Here is a 21,720-nt window from a genome sequence, read left to right on the forward strand (position 1 = left end):
CGCACACCAGCGGTGTCGCCCGCTCGAACGGGGGGATCATGCCATGCGTACAACCCCTTGATCAGGGTGGCATACGAGGAGGACCGAGCCAATGGAAATGGCGCGTATCGGGGTCACGGGCCTTGCCGTGATGGGGCGGAACCTGGCTCGCAACCTCGCGCGGCACGGGCACTCCGTCGCCGTGCACAACCGCACCTACGCGAGGACGAAGGCGCTGGTGGAGGAGTTCGGCGACGAGGGGAACTTCGTGCCCGCCGACACGCCGGAGGCGTTCGTCGCCGCCCTGGAGCGCCCGCGCCGCCTGGTGGTCATGGTGAAGGCGGGCGTCCCGACCGACGCCGTGATCGACGAGTTCGCGCCGCTGCTGGAGCCCGGCGACATGATCGTGGACGGCGGCAACGCCAACTTCGCCGACACCCGCCGCCGCGAGGCCGCGCTGCGCGAGCGCGGCATCCACTTCGTCGGCACCGGCATCTCCGGCGGCGAGGAGGGCGCGCTGCACGGCCCGAGCATCATGCCGGGCGGCTCCGCCGAATCCTACGCCGCGCTCGGCCCCCTCCTGGAGGACATCGCCGCCAAGGTCGACGGGACGCCCTGCTGCACCCACGTCGGCCCCGACGGCGCCGGGCACTTCGTGAAGATGGTCCACAACGGCATCGAGTACGCCGACATGCAGCTGATCGCCGAGTCCTACGACCTGCTCCGGCACGCCGCCGGGCTCGCGCCCGCCGAGATCGCCGAGGTCTTCCGGACGTGGAACACCGGCCGCCTGGAGTCGTACCTGATCGAGATCACCGCCGAGGTCCTCGCGCACACCGACGCCGCCACCGGGCGCCCCTTCGTGGACGTCGTCCTGGACCAGGCCGAGCAGAAGGGGACGGGGCGCTGGACCGTCCAGACCGCCCTTGACCTCGGCGTGCCGGTGGGCGGGATCGCCGAGGCGGTGTTCGCGCGGTCGGTCTCCGGGCACGCCGCCCTGCGCGAGGCCGCCCAGAACCTCCCGGGCCCGGCGCGCGGCGCCGGCGCGGGCGCCGGGTTCGCGGACGCGGTGGAGCAGGCGCTCTACGCGTCCAAGATCGTCGCGTACGCGCAGGGGTTCCACGAGATCCAGGCGGGCAGCGCCGAGTACGGCTGGGACATCGACCTCGGCGCGATGGCCGCGATCTGGCGCGGCGGCTGCATCATCCGCGCCCGCTTCCTGGACCGCATCCGCGCCGCCTACCAGGCCGATCCGGAGACCCCGACCCTGCTCACCGACGCCCACTTCACCGAGGCGGTCGGCGCCGCCCAGGACGCCTGGCGCGAGGTCGTCGCAACGGCCGCGCGGCTCGGCATCCCGGCCCCCGGCTTCTCCACGGCCCTGGCCTACTACGACTCGCTGCGCGCCGACCGCCTCCCGGCGGCCCTCACCCAGGGCCAGCGCGACTACTTCGGCGCCCACACCTACCGGCGCGTCGACCGCGACGGCTCGTTCCATACGCTCTGGGGCGGCGACCGCACCGAAGTGCCCGCCTGACGCCTCCGCGATGCGCCGAGGGCCCTAGGTCACTCTTCGTCCGGTTCCCTTTCGACGCCCGCGGTCGGGTCGCCCTCGCGGGTGCCGCCCTCGGCGTCCGCCTCGTAGCCCTCGGCCGCACTGCCGGTGCCGGGCACGACCCGCTCGTGCGGCTGATCCTCCAGGCCCGAGGCGGCCCCGGGCTCGTCGTCCTTCTTGTGCATGCCGTGCCCCTTCCGAGTCGGTTCCGTCCAGCGGGTTGTTGCCGGACAGCCCGTCCCTAACCGGTCGTCGCGTGATTCGGGTGGTCCGCCGGTCCATGGGCGGTGTAGATACGTTCCGGGGGGTGACGCGGGTGTGGATTCCAGGGGACGATGAGATCCGGGCCTTGCATGAGCGGTACGCGCCGAGCCCGCGGGCGTTCGATCTCGTCTGGACGCACTGCGTCATTGTGTGCCGGATCGCCGAGCGGGTCGTCGACGGGCTCGACGTGGACAAGGACCTCGTCCGGGTCGGGTGCCTGCTGCACGACATCGGCGTCTACCGCCTGTACGACGTGACCGGCGAGCTCGACCACAAGCAGTACGTCCGGCACGGCGTCCTGGGGCACGAGATCCTTCGTGACGAAGGGTTCCCCGAGGAGATCTGCCGGTTCTGCTCGCATCACACCGGGATGGGGCTCACCGCGGACGACATAGAGCGGCAGCGCCTCCCCCTCCCCAAGGGCGACTACATGGCCGAGTCCGACGAGGAGCGGGTCGTGATGTACGCGGACAAGTTCCACAGCAAGACCGTCCCGCCGAGGTTCGTGTCGGCTGACTCGTTCGCCCTGCATGTGAGGCGATACGGCGAGGACAAGGTCACCGCCTTCGCGGCGATGCGCGAGACGCTCGGGGAGCCCGATCTCGCGCCCCTCGCAGCCGAGTACGGCCACGCCCTGGTGTAACCCGGCGCGTGCGCCCGCGTACCGCGTCCCACCATGAACTCCCAGGTCGGTGCCGTGCTCAGCGGAGCGCACACCTCGTGTTACCGCGCTCGCTGTGAAGAGGCGGTGACGCGGCAGTGCGCGAACGGGGGCAGGATGGAGGGGTGAGCCTTATCGATGAGCTGCCCTCTGGAAACGACGCCGACGCCGATTCGCTGTTCGAGGCGTTCGAACGGTGGGTGTCGGGGCGCGGGATCACGCTGTATCCCGCGCAGGAGGAGGCGCTCATCGAGGTCGTGTCCGGGGCGAACGTGATCCTGTCCACGCCGACCGGGTCGGGCAAGAGCCTGGTGGCGGCGGGCGCGCTGTTCGCGGCGCTGGGCCATGACAAGGTCGGCTTCTACACCGCGCCGATCAAGGCGCTGGTGTCGGAGAAGTTCTTCGACCTCTGCGAGATGTTCGGACGCGACAACGTCGGCATGATGACCGGCGACGCCAGCGTCAACGCGGACGCGCCCATCGTGTGCTGCACCGCCGAGGTGCTCGCCAACATCGCGCTCAGGGACGGCGCCGACGCCGACATCGGCGTGGTCGTCATGGACGAGTTCCACTTCTACGCCGAGCCCGAGCGCGGCTGGGCGTGGCAGATCCCGCTGCTCGAACTGCCGCAGACGCAGTTCCTGCTGATGTCGGCCACGCTCGGCGACGTCTCGTTCTTCCAGAAGGACCTCACCCGGCGGACGGGACGCCAGACCGCGCTGGTCACGTCGGCGGAGCGGCCCGTCCCGCTGATCTACGACTACCGGGTGACGCCGCTGCACGAGACGATCGAGGAGCTGCTCGCCGAGCAGAAGGCGCCGATCTACCTGGTGCACTTCACGCAGGCGGCGGCGATCGAGCGGGCGCAGTCGCTGATGAGCGTCAACGTGTGCACCAAGGCGGAGAAGGCGCGGATCGCGGAGCTGATCGGAAGCTTCCGGTTCACGACGAAGTTCGGGCGGAACCTGTCGCGGTTCGTCCGGCACGGGATCGGGGTGCACCACGCGGGGATGCTGCCGAAGTACCGGCGCCTCGTGGAGCGGCTCGCGCAGGCCGGGCTGCTCAAGGTCATCTGCGGGACGGACACCCTCGGCGTCGGCGTCAACGTCCCCATCCGCACGGTCGTGTTCACCGCGCTCAGCAAGTACGACGGGCACCGGGTGCGGCGGCTGCGCGCCCGCGAGTTCCACCAGATCGCCGGACGCGCCGGACGCGCCGGTTTCGACACGGTCGGCTTCGTCGTCGCGCAGGCCCCCGAGCACGTCGTGGAGAACGAGAAGGCCCTCGCCAAGGCGGGCGACGACCCGAAGAAGCGCCGGAAGGTGCAGCGGAAGAAGCCGCCGGAGGGGTTCGTCGGCTGGGACGAGGACGTCTTCGCGAAGCTCCAGAAGGCCGAGCCGGAGATGCTGCGGTCCAGGTTCCAGGTCAGCCACGCGATGCTGCTGTCGGTGATCGCGCGTCCGGGCAACGCGTTCCAGGCGATGAAGCGGCTGCTGACCGACAACCACGAGGAGCCCGCGGCGCGGCGCCGGCACATCTCCCGGGCGATCGCGATCTACCGGTCGCTGCTCGCGGCCGGGGTGGTGGAGGTGCTGGCCGAGCCCGACGAGCTCGGCCGGTACGCGCGGATCACCGTCGACCTCCAGGAGGACTTCGCGCTCAACCAGGCGCTGTCGACGTTCGCGCTGGCGGCGTTCGAGGTGCTCGACCCGGCGTCGCCGTCGTACGCGCTGGACGTCCTGTCGGTGATCGAGGCGACCCTGGAGGACCCGCGGCAGATCCTCGCGGCGCAGGTCAACAAGGCGCGGGGCGAGGCCGTCCAGGAGATGAAGGCCGAGGGCATCGAGTACGAGGAGCGGATGGAGCTGCTCCAGGAGGTCGACCACCCGAAGCCGCTGGAGGAGGAGCTCGACGCCGCGTACGGGATCTACCGGGCGGGCCACCCGTGGGTCGGCGACCATCCGCTGCGCCCGAAGTCGGTGGTGCGCGACATGTTCGAGCGCGCGATGACGTTCACCGAGTACATCTCGTTCTACGAGCTGGCGCGGGCGGAGGGGCTCGTCCTGCGGTACCTGTCGGGGGCGTACAAGGCGCTGCAGCAGACCGTTCCGGAGTCGATCAAGACGGACGACCTGATCGACCTGATCGAGTGGCTGGGCGAGCTCGTCCGGCAGGTCGACTCCAGCCTGCTGGACGAGTGGGAGCAGCTCGCGAACCCCGCCGACGAGGAGCTGGACGAGCCGATCCAGGAGCGCGTCACCAAGGTGACGGCGAACGCGCGGGCGTTCCGGGTGCTGGTGCGCAACGCGATGTTCCGCCGCGTCGAGCTGGCGGCGCTGGAGAAGTACGCGGAGCTGGGCGAGCTCGACCCGGACTTCGGCGCGGCCGGGTGGGCGGACGCCATGGACGGGTACTTCGCCGAGCACGACGAGCTGCTCACCGGCCCCGACGCGCGCGGCCCGAAGCTCCTCCAGATCGAGGAGGTCCCCGAGGACGCGCTGTGGCGGGTCCGGCAGGTGTTCGACGACCCCGAGGGCCACCACGACTGGGGGATCAGCGCCGAGGTCGACCTCGCGGGCTCGGACCAGGAGGGCGAGGCGGTCGTCCGCGTCACCGCCGTCGACCGGCTCTGACACAGGGAGGCATGCATGGTGCAGGTCGCGGTGGCGCAGTTCGCGCCGGGCGTGGACAAGGACGAGAACCTCGCGACGATCGGCAAGCTCGCGGGCGAGGCGGCCGGGCGGGGCGCGGCGGTCGTCGTGTTCCCCGAGTTCGCCATGTTCACCGCGCCGAAGCTCGACCAGCGGTTCCTGGACTCGGCCGAGCCGCTCGGCGGGCCGTTCACCACCGGGCTCGCGGAGCTGGCGGCCCGGCTCGGCGTCCACGTCGTCGCGGGCGTCAACGAGCGGCTGGACGACCCCGGCCGCATCTCCAACACGCTCCTCGCCATCGACCCGGGCGGGGACGTCGTCGCCGAGTACCGCAAGCTCCACCTGTACGACGCGTTCGGGTACAAGGAGTCGGACGTGGTCCGCCCCGGCGGGATCGGGGAGCCGGAGACGTTCAAGGTCGAGGGCGTCACGTTCGGCATGCAGACCTGCTACGACGTGCGGTTCCCCGAGGTGACGCGGCGGATCGTGGACGCGGGCGCCGACGTCCTCGCGCTGCCCGCCGACTGGGTCCCGGGCCCGCTGAAGGAGGACCACTGGCGGACGCTCGTCCGGGCCCGCGCGATCGAGAACACCGTCTACGTCGCCGCCGCCGGGCAGTGCGCCCCGACCGGCGCCGGGAACAGCATGGTCGTCGACCCGATGGGCGTGGTGGCGGCCGGGCTGGGCGACGGGACGGGCGTGGCGTCCGCCGAGGTGTCGCCCGAGCGGATCGCGGCCGTCCGGAAGACGAACCCGGCGCTGAGCCTGCGCCGCTTCACCGTCGCGCCCGTCCGCTGAGGGGCTCCCTTGACATTTGAGTGAGGGCTCACTCAAATGGTGCGGAGCATCCGACGGCGACGGAGGGCACCCATGGGGGATCGACGGTTCCGGTTCGCGGTGATGGCGTGGGGCGCGCGGGACGGCGCCGCGTGGGCGGCGCAGGCGCGGCGCGCGGAGGAGCTCGGCTACTCGACGCTGCTGACGCCCGACACGTCCGGCTCGGTGATGCCCGCGGCGGCGCTCGCCGCGGCGGCGGGCGCGACGGCGACGCTGCGGCTCGGCACGTTCGTGCTGTCCGCGGCGACCCGTCCGCCGAACGTGATCGCCTGGGAGGCCGCCTCGATGGCGTTCGTCACCGGCGACCGGTTCGAGCTCGGGATCGGCGCGGGACGCCCCGGCGGCGAGCGGGACGCGGAGCTGTTCGGCGTCCCCCACGGCTCGCCCGCCGAGCGGCTCGCCCGCGTGGAGCAGGTGATCGACGCGGTCGCGCACCCGCCGGAGGGCCTCTACACCGGGACGGGCGTGCCGCCGCGCGTGCTCGTCGCCGGGTCCCGGCCACGGATGCTGCGGCTCGCCGCGCGGCGGGCGGACACGGTCGCGTTCGGCGTCCCGCCGCTCACCGACGACGCGGGGCTGCGCGGGCTGGTCGGCATCGTCCGCGAGGCGGCGGGGGAGCGGTTCGACGACCTGGAGCTCTGCACCCAGGTCCATGTCGTCGGCGACGACGTCCCGGAGGGGATGGCGCGGCAGATGGGCGTGGACGCGGCGGAGCTGGCGTCGGCGAAGGCGATCGCGATGCTGTCCGGCACGCCCCGGGAGATGGCCGACACGCTCGCCCGGCGGCGCGACGAGCTGGGCGTGTCGTACGTGTCGGTCTCGTCGGCGTTCATGGAGGAGTTCGCGCCCGTGGTGGAGGCGCTCACCGGGCGCTGACCGCCGGTCGGGCGCCGACAGGGTATCGAGGCGGCAACGGTCGCGGCGTTTCCCCGTGTCCATTCGGATGCGGAGCGTAACCATCGGTGGGTGCGTCTTTCGTCGAAGGTTCCGCCCGCCGGGTACACCCGCGCGGGGCCCAGCTCGCCGCGCCGCCGTCCGCCGCTCCGGACGGCCGTGACGGCGGCGGTCGCGGCCGTCCTCGGCGCAGGGGTGGTGCTGGCCGCCGTGCTCGCCATCGGGCACGGGACGGCCGGCCGCCCGGCCCCCGTCCGTCCCGCCGCGCCGGACGCGGTCACGCCGTCGTCGGTCCCGGCGCCGCCGCCCGCGCCGAAGGGCGGCGAAGCCGGACCGGGACGCGCGAGCGCCGAGCCGAAACGGGGAATGGGCGGGTCCGCGAAGCCGCGCCGGGCCCGGGCGGCTCCGACGCGGAAGCGCCACGCCGTCCGCGGGCGCCCGCGCTCGCGTCCCTCGAAGCGCCCGAAGGCCAGGCCGCGGTCGGGCGTGCCGCCGTGGGTGCGGGCCGAGTGCGCCCGCCGCTTCCCGGACGACCCGCTCCGCCGGAGCGCCTGCGCCGCCGTCCTCAGCGGCCAGTTCGGCGGCCCCTGACCGGGGGCCTCGGGTCAGGCGGCCTGCGACCGCGTCAGCCGCTCGGCCTCGGCGCGGAGCGCGGGCAGGTCGACACCGGCCTCGGCCGCGAGCCGCGCCGACAGGAACCCCTCGTCCTGGAGGAGGCCGAGCAGCAGGTGGCCCGTGCGGATGTCTCCCGACTTGAGCCGGATCGACTGCCGCAGGCTCAGCTCCAGGGCCTTCTTCGCCCTCGGCGTGAACGGGATGTGCCCCTTGCGGACGGGTTTGCGCGCGCCCGCGGGGACGTCGAGGGCGCCCTCGCCGAACGTCCGCTCCGTCGCCTCCCGGACGGCGTCGAGGTCGATGCCGAGCGTGCTCAGCGCCTCGGGGTCCAGCGGGTCCCCCCGGTGGGCGAGCCGTGCCCGGACGTCGTCGGCGGTCAGCCCGTGCGCGGCCGCGGCCCGCGCCTCCGGGCAGTCCGCGGCGAGGAGGGCGAGCAGCAGGTGCTCGGTTCCGATGTGGTGGTGCCGCAGGCGCCGGGCCTCCTCCTGCGCGCCGACGACGATCTCCCGCGCGTCGGCGGTGAAGCGCTCGAACATCCCGCTAGTCCTCCTTCTTCAGAATGCGGCGCCTGCCGCCGTGCTTCTTGTGGACGGCCTGCCTGCTCACCCCGAGGCACACCGCGATCTCCTGCCAGGACCAGCCCTGCTCGCGGGCGCTCGCGACCTGCAGCGCCTCCAGGCGCTCGGACAGCTCGCGCAGCGCGCGGACGGCCCGCAGCCCGACCGCCGGGTCCCGGCTGCTCGCCTCCTGGGCGAGCGTCACTCCATCGCTCATGCCTGTCAATGTAGGTTGACGCCGGAGGCGATGTCAACCCATGTTGACACCCCTCGGGGCTCAGCGGACGGCGATCAGGGTCGTCAGGAGGTCGTCGAGGGTGACGAGGCCGGCGGCGCGCCCGTCCGGGGCGACGGCGAGGCCGAGATGGCTGTGGTGCCGCTTCAGGATCGCGACGGCCTGGCCGACCGGCGTCGCGATCGGCATCGCGGGGACCGGGTGCGCCAGCTCGTCGGCCGGGGTCGCGCGGCCCCGCGCGCGGGCCAGGTAGGCGTCCCGGACGTGCACCATCCGCGCCGCGCCGGACCGTCCGCCGCCGCGCAGCACGATCCGCAGGCTGCCGGTCTCGACGGCGGCGTCGATCACCTCCTGCGGGGTCGCCGCCGCGGGCACCGACACCACCTCCGAGACCGGGACGACGAGGTCGGCGAGCGGGGCGCGCGGCGCGTCCAGCGCGGCGGTGAGCAGTGTCAGCTCGGTGTCGCCGATCAGCCCGAGGCGCCGCGAGTCGAGCGCGATGCTGCGCAGCTGCTCCGGCGTCCGCGACACCTCCCGCGCGTTCACCGGCTGGACGCGGACGAGCCGCAGCAGCAGGTTCGTCGTCCCGTTCAGCGCGGCGAGCAGCGGCCGGACGACGGTCGCGAACCCGCGGAACGGCAGCCCGAGCGCCGCCGCCGCCCGCTCCGGATCGGTGATCGCCACCGACTTCGGCGCCATCTCGCCGACGACCATGTGCAGGAACGTCACGAGCGCCAGCGCGAGGACGAACGCCACCGCGTGCGCCGCCCCGGACGGCAGCCCCGCCGCGTGGAACGGCGGGAGGAGCGTCTCCGCGAACACCGGCTCGGACACGAGCCCGAGGCCGAGCGAGCACATCGTGATGCCGAGCTGCGCCCCGGCGAGCGTGAGCGACAGCTCGTCGATCCCGGCGACCGCCGCGGCGGCGGCCCGGCCGCCCCGCGCCGCGGTCCGCTCCAGCCGCGGCCGCCGGGCCGCGACCAGCGCGAACTCGGTGGCGACGAAGAAGCCGTTCGCGGCGAGCAGGGCGAGCGTGACGGGCGCGCCCAGGGCCAGGTTCATCGCCGCTCCTCCCGCCCCTCCGCCGCGGCCCGCACGACGGTGCGGACCCGGATCAGCCCCGGCACGTGCCGCCGGACGGTCAGCACCTCGATCACGGCGGTGCGGGCGGGCTCGTCCAGCCGTTCCGGCGGGAGGTCGACGGTCACCACGTCCCCGCGCCGCGCGACCCGGCCGAGCCGCTTCAGCAGGAGGCCCGCGACGGTCTCGTAGTCGCCTTCGGGGAGCCCGATGCCCGTCTCGTGGGCGACCTCGTCCATCCGGAGCCCGGCGTCGGTCGTCCACCACTCGCCGGTGCGGATCGCGACGTCCTCGTCGGGCTCGTTCTCGTCGGCGATCTCACCGACCAGCTCCTCGGAGACGTCCTCCCAGGTCACGATGCCCGCGAAGCCGCCGTACTCGTCCACGACGCAGGCGAAGGGCGCGGCGGCGCCCTGCAGCCGGAGGACGACGTCCGGCAGCGGCAGCGACGACGGCAGCAGCAGCGGCTCCCGCGCGATCGCGCGGACCTCGGTGCGCTCCGCCTCCTCCGGGCTGAGCCGGATCAGCTCCGCCAGGCCGACGACGCCGACGAGGTCGTCGACGCTGTCGCCGACGACCGGGTACCGGGAGTGGCCGCTCGCCGAGATCACGTCGTCCAGCTCGGCGGCGCGGGCGGACGCGGGCACGGTCACCACGTCCACGCGCGGGATCATCACCTCCTCGGCGTCCAGCTCGGCGAACACGAGGGCGCGCTCCAGCAGGTCGGCGTGGCCCGCCTGGAGCTTCTCGCCGGACTCGCCGATGATGTGCCCGAGCTCCTCCAGCGTCGCGCCGTGGTGCAGCTCCTCGACCGGCTCGATGCCGACCGCGCGGACGAGCCGGTTCGCCGCCGCGTCGAACAGCCTGATCAGCGGCCCCGCCACCGTCAGGTACACGAGCGTGGACGCGGCCAGCGCCCGCGCCATCGGCTCCGCCTTCGCCAGCGCCAGGTTCTTCGGGAACAGCTCGCCCAGCACCATCTGCAGGACGGTCGCGATCCCGAACCCGAGCGCCACCGCGAGCCCGGCCGACAGCGCCGCCGGGACCCCGGCCGCGTCCAGCGCCGGGTCGATCAGGTCGCCCAGCGCGGGCTTGGCGATGAACCCGACGACCAGGGCGGTGACCGTGATGCCGAGCTGCGCCCCGGACAGCATGAACGACAGCCGTCCCATGACGCGCACCGCCCGCGCGGCGGCCCGGTCGCCCTCGGCGGCGCGCTGGTCGAGCACCGGACGGTCCGCCGTGACGAACGCGAACTCCTGCGCCACGAAGTAGCCCGTCGCGGCGGTCAGCACGAGGACGGCCAGCAGTCCCAGCCCCGCGATCACCCTGCGCTCCCTTCGCCTCCGGTCGCTGTGCGAGATCTTCCTACCCGCTCTCCCAACGGGCGATCAGGACGGTTATCTACCGCTCTGTGTGGAATGAACCATGGACGAGCAGAGGCCGCGGCCACCGGATGCGAGGGGGCGCCCATGCCCAAGCCGTTCGCGTCGTCCGCAGATCTGGGCGACAAGACCCCGACCCTGGAGATCCTGGCCGACGGCGTGTACGCGCTCACCGCCGAGGGCGACCCGAACATCGGCGCCGTCGAGGGCGAGGACTTCCTCGTCTGCTTCGAGGCCCTCGCCACGCCCGCCGCCGCCCGGGACTGGCTCACGGTGCTGCGGGCGCACACCGACAAGCCGATCCGGTACCTCGTCCTCTCGCACTACCACGCCGTCCGGACGCTCGGCGCGAGCGCGTTCGGCGCGCCCGTGGTCATCGCCCACGACCGCACCCGCTCGCTGATCGCCGAGCGCGGCAAGCAGGACTGGGAGTCCGAGCTCGGCCGGATGCCCCGGCTGTTCAAGGACCCGGACGGCATCCCCGGCCTCACCTGGCCGACCGTGACGTTCTCCAGCACGCTCACCATCGACCTCGGCGGCGACCGCGGCGACCTCGACCTCGCCCACTGCGGGCGCGGCCACACCGAGGGCGACATCGTGGCCTGGCTGCCCCGGCACCGGATCCTGTTCGCCGGGGACCTCGTCGAGACGCAGGCCGCCCTCTACACCGGGGACGCCTTCCACCGCGAATGGGCGACCGGGACGCTCGACCACGTCGCCTCGTTCGGCGCGGAGACGCTCGTCGGCGGGCGCGGCGCGGTCGCGCACGGCCGGGACGAGGCGGCCGCCGCCGTCGCGCAGACCCGCGACTTCCTGGACACGATGATCCGCGAGACCGGCCGGGTCAAGGACGCGGGCGGCACGCTCAAGGACGCCTTCGAGGCCGTCCACGGCGCGCTCGCGCCCGCCTACGGCCGCTGGCCGATCTTCGAGCACTGCCTGCCGTTCGACGTGTCCCGCCTCTGGGACGAGATGGACGGCGTCGAACGTCCCCGGATCTGGACGGCCGACCGCGACCGCGAGGTCTGGGCCGCGCTACAGGACTGACCCGGCGATGGGCCCGCGGCAGCGTCCGATGTCCGGATCCCGTGACATTCGCGGAGCCGGGCGGCCCGCCTGCCTAGGGTCGGTGGGGAGTGCCCATGAATGAGGAGATCCGCCCCCGTCCGGTGTTCGATCCCGGCGTCCCCGGCGACGACCGCGCCGTCCTCGCCGCCGCGCCGGAACGGCTCGTCCCGGCCTGCCGCCCCGCCCCGCCGCGGCCGCGGCTGCGCCCCGCCACGGTCGTCGCGCGGCTGGTCTGGATACCGGTGTTCGCGTTCTTCTACGGCGTGCTGCCCGGCGGGTGGCTGCGCCTGTTCCTGCTCGCCTCGCTCGACGGGGACGACCTCGTCGGGGGCGCCGCGCGGTGGGGGAGGGCGCCCATCGTCGCGATGATGGTCACGCCCGCGCTGCAGATCCTCCTGCTCCTGCTCGGGCAGACCGAGGCGGCCTTCCTGCTCGCCGCGGTGAGCTTCACCGGGTGGACGGTCGGCGCGCTGCGCTACGTCCGCGAGCCCGCCGCCGCCCGCGCCGCGCGCGAGCACCACGGGTCCTACCTGCTGCCGGGCGACTTCGACGGGCCCGCGGCGCGGCTGCTCGTCCGGGCGCAGCGGGCCGTCGACGCCGTCCTCGGGTCGCGGTCGCACGGCGCCGGGCTCCTCGACGACGTCAACAACACCGTCGTCCTGCCGAGGCAGGAATGGGAGATCGCGTGCGCGCTCGCCGAGCACACCCGGCTGCGCCGGGAACGCGTCGCGCAGCAGCCCGAACGGCTGTCGCCGGAGGTGCGCGCCCTGCTCGAACCGCAGGACCGGGCGCTCGCGGCGTCGGTCCGGTCCGTCACCGGGCGGATCGAGGCGCTGGAGGCGTACGCGCGGCGGGCGGAGGAGGCCGACGACGCCTTTCACGAGTCGCGCGTCCTGCAGGGGCTGCCCGAGCAGAACGCCCGCTACCGCGACCTGCTCGCGAGCACGGTCGGGGACGAGCTGGCGGGCGCGGAGATCCGCGGGATGGCCGACGAGGCGCGCCGCGCCGAGCGGGCGCTGCGCGACCGCGGCACGAGCGCTCGGCGCGCGGACCGCGACCTCACCCTCCCCGGCGAGTGATCCGCCGCGGTCAGTTCTCCGCGAGCACGATCACCCGGTCGTCGGCGGACAGCGTCAGCGGGGCCCGCTTGTCCGGGTTCAGCACCACGCCGTAGCCGGGCGGCTCGTGGAACCGCGCGGTCAGCCGGTACCCGAGCGCGACCTCCCCGCGCCGCCGCGCCGACTCGATCAGCGTCGCGAAGTCGGCCTCGGCGCCCGGCGCGAGGTAGTCGCAGGCGGGCTTGAGGTAGATCTCCGACCCGGCCGGGTCGAGCAGGTCGGCGAACACGTCGTACAGGTGCCGGTTCTCGCTCAATTGGGTGAGCATCAGGCTGATCAGCTTCTCGCTGACGACGAAGTCGTCGGCCTTGGTGACCTGCGCGATCTCCCGGTTGGCGTCGTCGTTGATCTCGCTCACGATCGCGAAAGGGTCGTTCCGGGGGGTGTGGGGGGTCGTCCCCCCACCAGTGGCAGGGTCGGCCCGGTCGGGGGCCGAGGGGTCGCCGAGGGCGTCCTCCATGTCGCGCAGGTGCAGCAGGGTGACCAGGGTGCGGGCGTCGGCGTGCTCCCGGTCGTAGCCCTCCTCGGACAGGACGATCACGCGCTGGTAGGAGCCGACGTCCAGGGATTCGAGGGAGGGCCGCTCGGTCGGCTCGGCGCGGGTGAAGCCCAGCTTGAGGTTCGCGGGCGGGCGCAGGTCGTCGGTCGGGTCCGCGCGCGGCGCGGCGACGACGAGGGCGGAGCCGGGCGCGAGGAACTCGTCCAGCAGCTCGATGATCTTCGGGGCGCGGTGGTTCCAGCCGAGCATCAGCGTCCGCTCGGGCACCGGCGCCCGGACGGTCGCCGTCGTGATCGCCGACTCCTTCACGGGCGGCGCGGGCGTCGCGGCGAGCCGGATCAGCAGGTCGTCCTCGGCCAGGACGATGATCTCGTCGTCCGCCCGGATCACCGTGTCCATCGGCGGGTTGAGCAGGACCGTCCCGTCGGCGCGGCGCAGCCCGGACGGGACGCCCAGCTCGTAGGCCGACAGCGAGTCGCCGAACGTCGACCCGGTGAGCGCGGGCTCGGCGCGCATGTAGAACTCGTGGCCCGCGAAGTCGAGCAGGTCCGTGCACACCTGCGACAGCCCCGACTGCCGGTGCGACTGGACGATCAGCCGGATCGCGACGTCGTCGGCGTCGATCACGTGCGCGGACGGCCCGCCCGCGAGCCGCGCCGCGGGCAGGTTCGCCGAGTCGTGCACGGCGGCGACCACGTGCGGGCGGGTCCGGCCCCACGTCCGGGCGCCGAGCGACAGGAGCACCTTGATGACGCGCGTGTCGGCGTCCTCCGCCTCCGGTGTGACGATCATGATGGAGCGGGCGGTGCCGGGGGAGACGAGCTCCACGTCCGCGACCTTCAGCGGGTCGCCGGTGCGGCACACGATGCGGGTGCGGCCGAGGTCGCCGACGCGGGCGCGGATCGCGTCCTCCATCTCGACCTTGTCGCGGTCGGCGAGGATCGCCACGCACGAGCGGCGCTTGCTCTGGTTCGCCTCCACCAGCTCGGCGACCACCGTGAACACCTGCTCGGACCAGCCGAGCAGGACGGTGTGCCCGTGCTCGACGATCCGCGACCGGCCCTTCCGCAGCTCGGTGATCTTGGCTTCGAGGCCGGTGGTGAGGACGCCGATCAGCGAGCTGACGATGAAGATCCCGCCGATCGTGGACACCAGCATCAGCGCGAGGAACGGTCCGGTGCCGCTGTCGCCGCCCATCGTCCCCGGGTCGAGCGTGCGGAGCAGGCTGCGCCACACCATGCCGGGCCAGTGCCCGTTCTCGTCGCTGTCGCGCGGCGCGACGAGCACCGCCGCCGTCGCCACCACGAGCACGAGCGCCGCCGACGCGAGGGCGAGCCAGCCGATCAGCGCGGGCGTCCCCTTGGACATCGTGGTGTCGAACCAGTAACGGACACGGTCCCGTCGCGTCGCGCCTCTCAAGCCGGTCTGCCCCCTCGGCCGTTCCCCTGCGGCGAGCCTATTGTCTTATCTCGCACCATTCCCGGCATTCTCCACCTTCCGCGGCCCGTGCGGTGCCACCGGCGGTTCGCGGCGCGGTCCCGGCGCGGGGAATGCGGTACCGAAAAGGTGATTTGCCCGATGCGCACGTAAGAGGCCGGGGTGCGGAGAAAATTCCCCACCCCGGCCCCTGGCGCCCCGCCGGAACTCCGTCCGGCGGCGCGGGCGACCGCTAGTGCGCGGCCTCGTACTGCTCGATCACATTGGCGGGGATACGGCCCCGCTCATTGACCTTGATGCCGCGGCTCTTCGCCCACTCTCGAATCTCGGCGGAGCGCTCGCGGCTGCCCGCGGTGCGGGTGGCGCGGCCACCGCGTCCGGCGGGCCTGCGCGCCTTGCGGGCGCCGGCGACGAACGGCTCCAGGCCGTTGCGCAGCTTGGCGGCGTTCTTCTTGCTCAGGTCGATCTCGTATGCGGTGCCATCGATGGAAAAGCTGACGGTCTCGTCGGCCTCTCCTCCGTCGATGTCATCCACGAGAAGGACTTCGACCTTCTGTGCCATGCGGGGACTCCCTCTAGCTATGCCTCCGGCTTCGCGTCCGGATGTGCCTCGATGAATGCAGCATAGACCTCATCCGATATCTTGCCACGTTCGGAGACTTCGATGTCACTTCGCAATGCCCAGGCCCGGACATCGCCGTTCGTGTAGCCCTTGATCTTCGCGGCGGGCGACTTGCGGCCCTTCCCCGCGGGCTTCACCTCGACGGCGTTCTCGATGAAGGGCGCGAGCGCGTCCAGCGTCCCGTTCAGGCGGCTGAAGTTGTCGTCGCTCAAGTCGATCGTGAACGTCCGGCCCAGGACTTGGAAGTCCCGCTTTGCGACATCGCCGCCTTCGGCGCCGTCGATGTCGTCCACCCTAATGACCTTCTCGGCCATGTGTACTCAGTCTTCCTTCCCCTCGCCTGCGCGGCGTCCCCGACCGTAGCGGATTCCGGGGGAGGGAGGCGCGAAGGGGCAGGAAGGCGGGGTCGTCCGGGCAGGAAGGCGGGGTCGTCCGGGGCGGACGCCGGGCGCGTCCGGCCGCCCGGGACGGCGGGGGCGGGCCCGGCGGGCGGCGCAAATCAAAGTCCGGTCAAAGCCCGCATGTCCCCGATTTGGCGGGGTAGCCGCCCCAGTGTCCATTCACCACCGAGGGAGCTGACAATGGCCAACCCCGCCGGCCGGGAGGACCCCAAGCAGGAGCAGTTGCGGCGTCGGCGGGTGAGCCCGGAGGACGCGCGGCTCACCACCGACCAGGGAATCAGGGTCGACGACACTGACAACTCGCTGACCGTGGGCGAACGCGGCCCGACCCTGATCGAGGACTTCCATCTCCGCGAGAAGATCACCCATTTCGACCACGAGCGGATTCCGGAACGCGTCGTGCACGCGCGCGGCACGGGCGCCTACGGCCATTTCCAGTTGCACGAGTCGCTCGCCGACTACACGACCGCCGAGTTCCTGCGCGACACGTCCTTGTCGACGCCGGTGTTCGTACGGTTCTCAACCGTCGCGGGGTCGCGCGGGTCGGCGGACACGGTCCGCGACGTCCGCGGCTTCGCCACGAAGTTCTACACGGCGCAGGGCAACTTCGACCTCGTCGGCAACAACATGCCGGTGTTCTTCATCCAGGACGGCATCAAGTTCCCCGACTTCGTGCACGCGGTGAAGCCGGAGCCGCCGAACGAGATGCCGCAGGCGTCGTCCGCGCACGACACGCTGTGGGACTTCGTGCAGCTCCAGCCCGAGACGATGCACATGATGATGTGGCTGATGTCGGACCGGGCCCTGCCGCGCAGTTACGCGATGATGGAGGGGTTCGGCGTCCACACGTTCCGGCTCGTGAACGCCGAGGGGCGGCCGACGTTCGTGAAGTTCCACTGGAAGCCGAAACTCGGCACGCACTCGCTCGCCTGGGACGAGACGCAGAAGATCGCGGGCAAGGACCCCGACTTCAACCGCCGCGACCTGTGGGAGCGGATCGAGGCGGGCGACTTCCCCGAGTACGAGTTCGGCGTCCAGCTCGTCCCGGTCGAGGACGAGCACCGGTTCGGGTTCGACCTGCTCGACCCGACCAAGATCATCCCGGAGGAGGAGGTGCCGGTGCGGCCGGTCGGCACGCTGACCCTGGACCGCAACCCGGACAACTTCTTCGCCGAGACCGAGCAGGTCGCGTTCTGCATCGGCAACGTCGTGCCCGGCATCGACTTCACCAACGACCCGCTGCTCCAGGCCCGGCTGTTCTCCTACCTGGACACGCAGCTGATCCGGCTCGGCGGGCCGAACTTCCCGCAGATCCCGGTGAACCGCCCGGTGGCCGACGTCCGCAACCACCACCGCGACGGCTACCACCAGATGGACATCCACCAGGGGCAGGCCAGCTACCACAAGAACTCGCTGTCCGGCGGGTGCCCGGCGGTCGGCGGCGACGGGGCCTTCACCCACTACCAGGAGCGGGTGGACGGCGACGTCGTCCGCAAGCGGAGCGAGAGCTTCGCCGACCACTACTCGCAGGCGACGCTGTTCTGGAACAGCATGGCCGACTGGGAGCGGGAGCACATCGTCGGCGCGTTCCGGTTCGAGCTCGGCAAGTGCGAGCGGCGGCACGTCCGGGAGGGCGTCGTGGAGCGGCTCAACCACGTCGACCACGACCTCGCCGTCGCGGTCGCGGAGGGCGTCGGGGTGGACCCGCCGCAGGCCCCGGTCGGCGCCAACCATGGCCGCAGCTCGCCCGCGCTCAGCCAGGCGCACGCCCGCGCCGACTCGGTGCGCGGACGCAAGATCGCGATCCTGGCGGCGAACGGGGTCGACTCGGCGGCCGTCGCGGCGGTCGGCGAGGCGCTGACCGACGCCGGGGCCGTGTGCGAGGTCCTCGCCGCGAAGGACGGGTTCCTCCAGGCCGCGAACGGGGGCCAGGTCGAGGTGACGCGGGCGATGCCGACCGTGGCGTCCGTCCTGTACGACGCGGTCCTCGTGCCAGGCGGCGACCAGAGCGTGCGGACGCTCGCCGAGGACGGCGACGCCGTGCACTTCGTCGCGGAGGCGTTCGTCCACTGCAAGGCGGTCGGCGCGCTCGACGCGGGCATCGGGCTGCTGGAGCGCGCCGGGATCAACGGCGTGCAGGTCGCCTCGGACGGCGGCGGGACGGTCAGCGACAGCGGCGTCGTCACCGCGACGGGCCCGAGCGGCGACTTCGCGGCCAAGCTGATCGACGCCGTCAAGGCGCACCGGCACTGGACCCGCAAGAAGGACCACGTCCCCGCCTGACTGACGGAGGCGAGCGAGGGCCCGGGTGCGCCGCGCCCGGGCCCTCGCTCGCGAATCTCAGGTGTTCGGTTGGAGGAGCACCTTGATCGCGCCGTCCTGCTTCTTCTGGAACATCTCGTAGGCGCGCGGCGCGTCCGCGAGCGGCAGCCGGTGGGTCGCGAGGTCCATCACCCCGAGCGGGTCGGCGTCGTCGGTGACCAGCGGAAGCAGGTCGCCGATCCACTTCTTGACGTGCGCCTGGCCCATCCGGAGCGCGATGCCCTTGTCGAACATGCGCAGCATCGGCAGCGGGTCGGTCATGCCGCCGTACACGCCGATGACGGAGATCGTCCCGCCCCGGCGGACGGTCTCGATCGCGGTGGTCAGCGCGGCGAGCCGGTCCACCCCGACGCGCGACATCAGCGGCGCCGCGGAGTTGCCCGGCAGCAGGCCGGTGAGGGTCTGCGCGAACTTGGCGCCGGGCGAGCCGTGCGCCTCCATCCCGACCGCGTCGATCACCGAGTCGGGGCCCCGGCCGCCTGTCGTCTGCCGGACCGCGTCCGGGACGTCGTCGGCGTCGTCGGCGTCGATCACCTCGATGCCGTGCCGCCGCGCCATCTCCAGCCGCTCCGGGACGAGGTCCACCCCGATCACCCGGTGCCCGAGCACCCGCGCGATGCGCGCCGCCATCTGGCCGATCGGGCCGAGGCCGAGGACGGCGAGCGTCCCGCGCTCGGGGAGGTCGGCCCAGTCGACGGCCTGCCACGCGGTGGGCAGCACGTCCGACAGGTAGACGAAGCGCTCGTCGGGCGGGCCGTCCGGCACCTTGATCGGGCCGAACTGCGCCTGCGGCACCCGCAGGTACTCGGCCTGCGCGCCCGGCACCTGCCCGTACAGCCGGGTGTAGCCGAACAGCGCCGCGCCCATGCCCTCCTCGCGGACCTGCGTCGTCTCGCACTGGGCGTAGAGCTGCATGTCGCACATGTGGCAGCGGCCGCACGAGATGTTGAACGGGATGACGACGCGGTCGCCGGGCCTGACGTGCGTGACCTCCGGCCCGGTCTCCTCGACGACGCCCATCGGCTCGTGGCCGAGGATGTCGCCCTCGCCCATGAACGGGCCGAGCACCTCGTACAGGTGCAGGTCCGACCCGCAGATCCCGGACGAGGTGACCCTGATGATCGCGTCGTCCGGCTCCTTGATCGTCGGGTCGGGCACGTTCTCGACCCGGACGTCCCGTTTGCCGTGCCAGGTGACAGCCTTCATCGAGCCTCCTCCGACTCCGCGCACGCGAGATCACGCGAACAGTTAGACCGGTCCAGGCCCCTACCCGGCCCGGCGGCGCGAAACGTCAGCGGCCGTAGGCGCCGACCAGTTCGGCGGTCGCGAGGACGTTGCCCCGAAGGGCGGCGCGCAGCTCGTCGATCGCGAACCCGGACGTCAGCCCGGACGGCCTGCGCAGCGCGTACAGCGTGAAGACGTACCGGTGCGGCGGGTCGCCCACGGGCGGATGCGGGCCGCCGTACCCGTTGTCGCCGTAGTCGTTGCGGCCCCGCGCGATGCGCGGGCGCTGCTCGTCGGCGCCGAGCCCGTCGCGCTCCGGCGGGATGCCGCCGAGCGCCCAGTGCAGGAACGTCCCGCCGGGAGCGTCCGGGTCCTCGCAGGTCAGGGCCAGTTCCAGGCAGGCGGCGGGCACGCCGGTCCAGCGCAGCGGCGGGGAGACGTCCCCGGCCGCGTGGGAGTGGGCGGCGGGGATCGGCCCGTGGTCGGCGAACGCGGGGCTGCTGAGCGTCATCTCCTCCATGCCGCCGTCGTGCCCGGTGACCGGCGAACGATGCCCCCCGCGCCCCGGGACGGCCCGCGTTTGAAACGGGTCTCCCCGGCAACCGGTCCGGTGGGCTCGGGAGCAGGGAGGGAACCGCGATGACGGCCGTGCGGGACGAGACCGACACCAGCGCCGCCGACGCGCTCGCGCGGCACCGCAAGGGCACCCGGATCGGGGACGTCCTCGCGACCACCGACCACAAGGTCGTCGGCTACCTGTACCTCGCCACGTCGTTCACGATGTTCCTGATCGCCGGGCTGATGGCCATGCTGATGCGGGCGGAGCTGCTGGAGCCCGGCACGCAGGTGATGGGCGCCGAGCGGTACAACGAGCTGTTCACGATCCACGGCACGATCATGATGCTGCTGTTCGCGACGCCGCTGTTCGCCGGGTTCGCGAACGTGATCGTCCCGCTCCAGATCGGCGCGCCGGACGTGGCCTTCCCGAGGCTCAACACCCTCAGCTACTACCTGTTCCTGTTCGGCGCGCTGCTCGTCCTCGCCGGGTTCCTGATGCCGGAGGGCGCGGCGTCCTTCGGCTGGTTCGCCTACTCGCCGCTCACCTCGCCGACGTTCTCGCCCGGCCACGGCAAGGACCTGTGGGTGATGGGGCTGATCCTGTCCGGGGTGAGCACGACGCTGACCGGCGTCAACATGATCGCGACGATCGTGGCGATGCGGGCGCCCGGCATGGTCATGTTCCGGCTGCCGATCTTCTGCTGGAACGTCCTGCTCACCGCACTGATGATCATCATCGCGTTCCCGGTGCTGACGGCCGCGCTGTTCGCGCTGGAGGCCGACCGGAGGCTCGGCGCGCACATCTACGACGGCGCGACCGGCGGGGCGCTGCTCTGGCAGCACCTGTTCTGGTTCTTCGGCCATCCGGAGGTCTACATCGTCGCGGTGCCGTTCTTCGGGATCATCACCGAGATCATCCCCGTGTTCGCGCGCAAGCCGCTGTTCGGCTACCTCGGCATGGTCGCCGCGACCATCGCGATCAGCGGGCTGTCGATGACGGTCTGGGCGCACCACATGTTCGCCACCGGGCAGGTGCTGCTGCCGTTCTTCTCGATCACCTCCTTCATGATCGCCGTCCCGACCGGGATCAAGTTCTTCAACTGGGTCGGGACGCTGTGGAAGGGGCAGCTGACCTTCGAGACGCCGATGCTGTTCGCGCTCGGGTTCCTCACGACGTTCCTGTTCGGCGGGCTGACCGGGGTGATCCTCGCCTCCCCGGCGCTGGACTTCCACCTCACCGACTCGTTCTTCGTCGTCGGCCACCTGCACTACGTCCTGTTCGGGACGGTGGTGTTCGCCATGTTCGGCGGCTTCTACTTCTGGTGGCCGAAGATGACCGGGAAGATGCTGAACGAGACCTGGGGGAAGATCCATTTCTGGAGCCTGTTCGTCGGGTTCCACACGACGTTCCTCGTCCAGCACTGGCTGGGGGCGGAGGGAATGCCGCGCCGGTACGCCGACTACCCCGAGCAGTTCGCCACGCTGAACTTCGTCTCGTCGGTCGGGTCGTTCGTCCTCGGCGCGTCGACGTTCGCGTTCCTGTGGAACGTCCTGTTCACCTGGCGGCGCGGCGAGAGGGTCGGCGTGGACGACCCGTGGGGCGCGGGCGGCTCGCTGGAATGGGCGACGTCCTGCCCGCCGCCCCGGCACAACTTCACGTCGATGCCGCGGATCCGGTCGGTGCGCCCGGCGTTCGACCTGCACTACCCGCCGAAGGAGTCGCCGGAGCAGGCCGAGCTCATCCTGCCGGACTGACGG

At 72.5% G+C, this 21,720-nt stretch carries 20 protein-coding genes; 10 read left to right on the forward strand and 10 right to left on the reverse strand.

The window, feature by feature from the left end:
* Positions 1-91: 91 nt before the first annotated feature.
* Positions 92-1,516, forward strand: coding sequence for an NADP-dependent phosphogluconate dehydrogenase (gnd, locus tag ACH01S_RS04200; RefSeq protein ID WP_067885528.1), 1,425 nt, complete (start codon positions 92-94; stop codon positions 1,514-1,516).
* A gap of 29 nt (positions 1,517-1,545) precedes the next feature.
* Here gnd and ACH01S_RS43190 read toward each other — a convergent pair whose 3' ends face one another.
* Positions 1,546-1,719 (reverse strand): hypothetical protein, encoded by a 174-nt coding sequence (locus tag ACH01S_RS43190; RefSeq protein WP_157406266.1) that lies wholly within the window; start codon positions 1,717-1,719, stop codon positions 1,546-1,548.
* Positions 1,720-1,850: 131 nt separating this feature from the next.
* Here ACH01S_RS43190 and ACH01S_RS04205 point away from each other — a divergent pair, with 131 nt between their 5' ends.
* The 5 genes from ACH01S_RS04205 (at position 1,851) to ACH01S_RS04225 (ending at position 7,432) form a co-directional block, all read left to right on the forward strand.
* Positions 1,851-2,441, forward strand: a complete 591-nt coding sequence (locus ACH01S_RS04205; RefSeq protein WP_067885595.1) for an HD domain-containing protein — start codon at positions 1,851-1,853, stop codon at positions 2,439-2,441.
* A gap of 143 nt (positions 2,442-2,584) precedes the next feature.
* The gene (locus tag ACH01S_RS04210) at positions 2,585-5,092 is read left to right on the forward strand and encodes a DEAD/DEAH box helicase (RefSeq protein WP_067885530.1); all 2,508 of its coding nucleotides are present in this window, start codon (positions 2,585-2,587) and stop codon (positions 5,090-5,092) included.
* A 15-nt stretch (positions 5,093-5,107) separates the two neighbouring features.
* Positions 5,108-5,908 carry a carbon-nitrogen hydrolase family protein gene (locus tag ACH01S_RS04215; RefSeq protein WP_067885533.1) on the forward strand — a complete coding sequence of 267 codons (801 nt, stop codon included), beginning with the start codon at positions 5,108-5,110 and terminating at the stop codon, positions 5,906-5,908.
* A gap of 72 nt (positions 5,909-5,980) precedes the next feature.
* On the forward strand, positions 5,981-6,823 hold the full coding sequence (locus ACH01S_RS04220; RefSeq protein WP_067885535.1) for an LLM class flavin-dependent oxidoreductase: 843 nt from the start codon (positions 5,981-5,983) through the stop codon (positions 6,821-6,823).
* 90 nt (positions 6,824-6,913) lie between these two features.
* Positions 6,914-7,432, forward strand: coding sequence for a hypothetical protein (locus ACH01S_RS04225; protein WP_148344446.1), 519 nt, complete (start codon positions 6,914-6,916; stop codon positions 7,430-7,432).
* A 14-nt stretch (positions 7,433-7,446) separates the two neighbouring features.
* Here ACH01S_RS04225 and ACH01S_RS04230 read toward each other — a convergent pair whose 3' ends face one another.
* Genes ACH01S_RS04230 through ACH01S_RS04245 form a run of 4 tightly spaced genes read right to left on the reverse strand, consistent with a single transcriptional unit; the run spans position 7,447 to position 10,656 of the window.
* Positions 7,447-7,992, reverse strand: coding sequence for a Clp protease N-terminal domain-containing protein (locus tag ACH01S_RS04230; protein ID WP_067885540.1), 546 nt, complete (start codon positions 7,990-7,992; stop codon positions 7,447-7,449).
* A 4-nt stretch (positions 7,993-7,996) separates the two neighbouring features.
* Positions 7,997-8,230: a helix-turn-helix domain-containing protein gene (locus tag ACH01S_RS04235; protein WP_067885542.1), complete on the reverse strand. Its 234-nt coding sequence runs from the start codon at positions 8,228-8,230 to the stop codon at positions 7,997-7,999.
* A gap of 60 nt (positions 8,231-8,290) precedes the next feature.
* Positions 8,291-9,310 carry a CNNM domain-containing protein gene (locus ACH01S_RS04240; protein WP_067885544.1) on the reverse strand — a complete coding sequence of 340 codons (1,020 nt, stop codon included), beginning with the start codon at positions 9,308-9,310 and terminating at the stop codon, positions 8,291-8,293.
* Positions 9,307-10,656 carry a hemolysin family protein gene (locus tag ACH01S_RS04245; protein WP_067885546.1) on the reverse strand — a complete coding sequence of 450 codons (1,350 nt, stop codon included), beginning with the start codon at positions 10,654-10,656 and terminating at the stop codon, positions 9,307-9,309. Before ACH01S_RS04245 ends, ACH01S_RS04240 begins: the two co-directional genes overlap by 4 nt.
* Positions 10,657-10,800: 144 nt before the next feature.
* Here ACH01S_RS04245 and ACH01S_RS04250 point away from each other — a divergent pair, with 144 nt between their 5' ends.
* Positions 10,801-11,760, forward strand: a complete 960-nt coding sequence (locus ACH01S_RS04250; RefSeq protein WP_067885548.1) for an MBL fold metallo-hydrolase — start codon at positions 10,801-10,803, stop codon at positions 11,758-11,760.
* Positions 11,761-11,855: 95 nt separating this feature from the next.
* Complete coding sequence (locus ACH01S_RS04255; RefSeq protein WP_067885550.1) at positions 11,856-12,860, forward strand: hypothetical protein; 1,005 nt, start codon at positions 11,856-11,858, stop codon at positions 12,858-12,860.
* A 10-nt stretch (positions 12,861-12,870) separates the two neighbouring features.
* On the opposite strand, the gene ACH01S_RS04260 is transcribed toward ACH01S_RS04255, so the two are convergent.
* From ACH01S_RS04260 to ACH01S_RS04270, 3 genes are all read right to left on the reverse strand, one after another.
* Positions 12,871-14,766: a CASTOR/POLLUX-related putative ion channel gene (locus ACH01S_RS04260; protein ID WP_067885552.1), complete on the reverse strand. Its 1,896-nt coding sequence runs from the start codon at positions 14,764-14,766 to the stop codon at positions 12,871-12,873.
* Between the two features lie 301 nt (positions 14,767-15,067).
* Complete coding sequence (locus ACH01S_RS04265; protein WP_067885554.1) at positions 15,068-15,397, reverse strand: histone-like nucleoid-structuring protein Lsr2; 330 nt, start codon at positions 15,395-15,397, stop codon at positions 15,068-15,070.
* A 17-nt stretch (positions 15,398-15,414) separates the two neighbouring features.
* Positions 15,415-15,771 carry a histone-like nucleoid-structuring protein Lsr2 gene (locus ACH01S_RS04270; RefSeq protein ID WP_067885556.1) on the reverse strand — a complete coding sequence of 119 codons (357 nt, stop codon included), beginning with the start codon at positions 15,769-15,771 and terminating at the stop codon, positions 15,415-15,417.
* Between the two features lie 267 nt (positions 15,772-16,038).
* On the opposite strand from ACH01S_RS04270, the gene ACH01S_RS04275 reads away from it, so the two are divergent.
* A complete protein-coding gene (locus ACH01S_RS04275) occupies positions 16,039-18,141 on the forward strand; it encodes a catalase (protein WP_067885558.1) in 2,103 nt (700 codons plus the stop codon).
* A 57-nt stretch (positions 18,142-18,198) separates the two neighbouring features.
* Here ACH01S_RS04275 and ACH01S_RS04280 read toward each other — a convergent pair whose 3' ends face one another.
* Together ACH01S_RS04280 and ACH01S_RS04285 are read right to left on the reverse strand one after the other, a co-directional pair.
* Complete coding sequence (locus ACH01S_RS04280) at positions 18,199-19,386, reverse strand: zinc-dependent alcohol dehydrogenase (protein ID WP_067885560.1); 1,188 nt, start codon at positions 19,384-19,386, stop codon at positions 18,199-18,201.
* Between the two features lie 85 nt (positions 19,387-19,471).
* A complete protein-coding gene (locus tag ACH01S_RS04285; protein ID WP_246236773.1) occupies positions 19,472-19,915 on the reverse strand; it encodes a YbhB/YbcL family Raf kinase inhibitor-like protein in 444 nt (147 codons plus the stop codon).
* A 128-nt stretch (positions 19,916-20,043) separates the two neighbouring features.
* Here ACH01S_RS04285 and ctaD point away from each other — a divergent pair, with 128 nt between their 5' ends.
* Entirely contained in the window at positions 20,044-21,717 is a 1,674-nt protein-coding gene (ctaD, locus tag ACH01S_RS04290) for an aa3-type cytochrome oxidase subunit I (RefSeq protein ID WP_067885564.1), read from the forward strand.
* The last annotated feature ends 3 nt before the right edge of the window (positions 21,718-21,720 follow it).

The sequence above is a fragment of the Actinomadura chibensis NBRC 106107 genome (assembly GCF_001552135.1).
Taxonomy (GTDB): domain Bacteria; phylum Actinomycetota; class Actinomycetes; order Streptosporangiales; family Streptosporangiaceae; genus Spirillospora; species Spirillospora chibensis.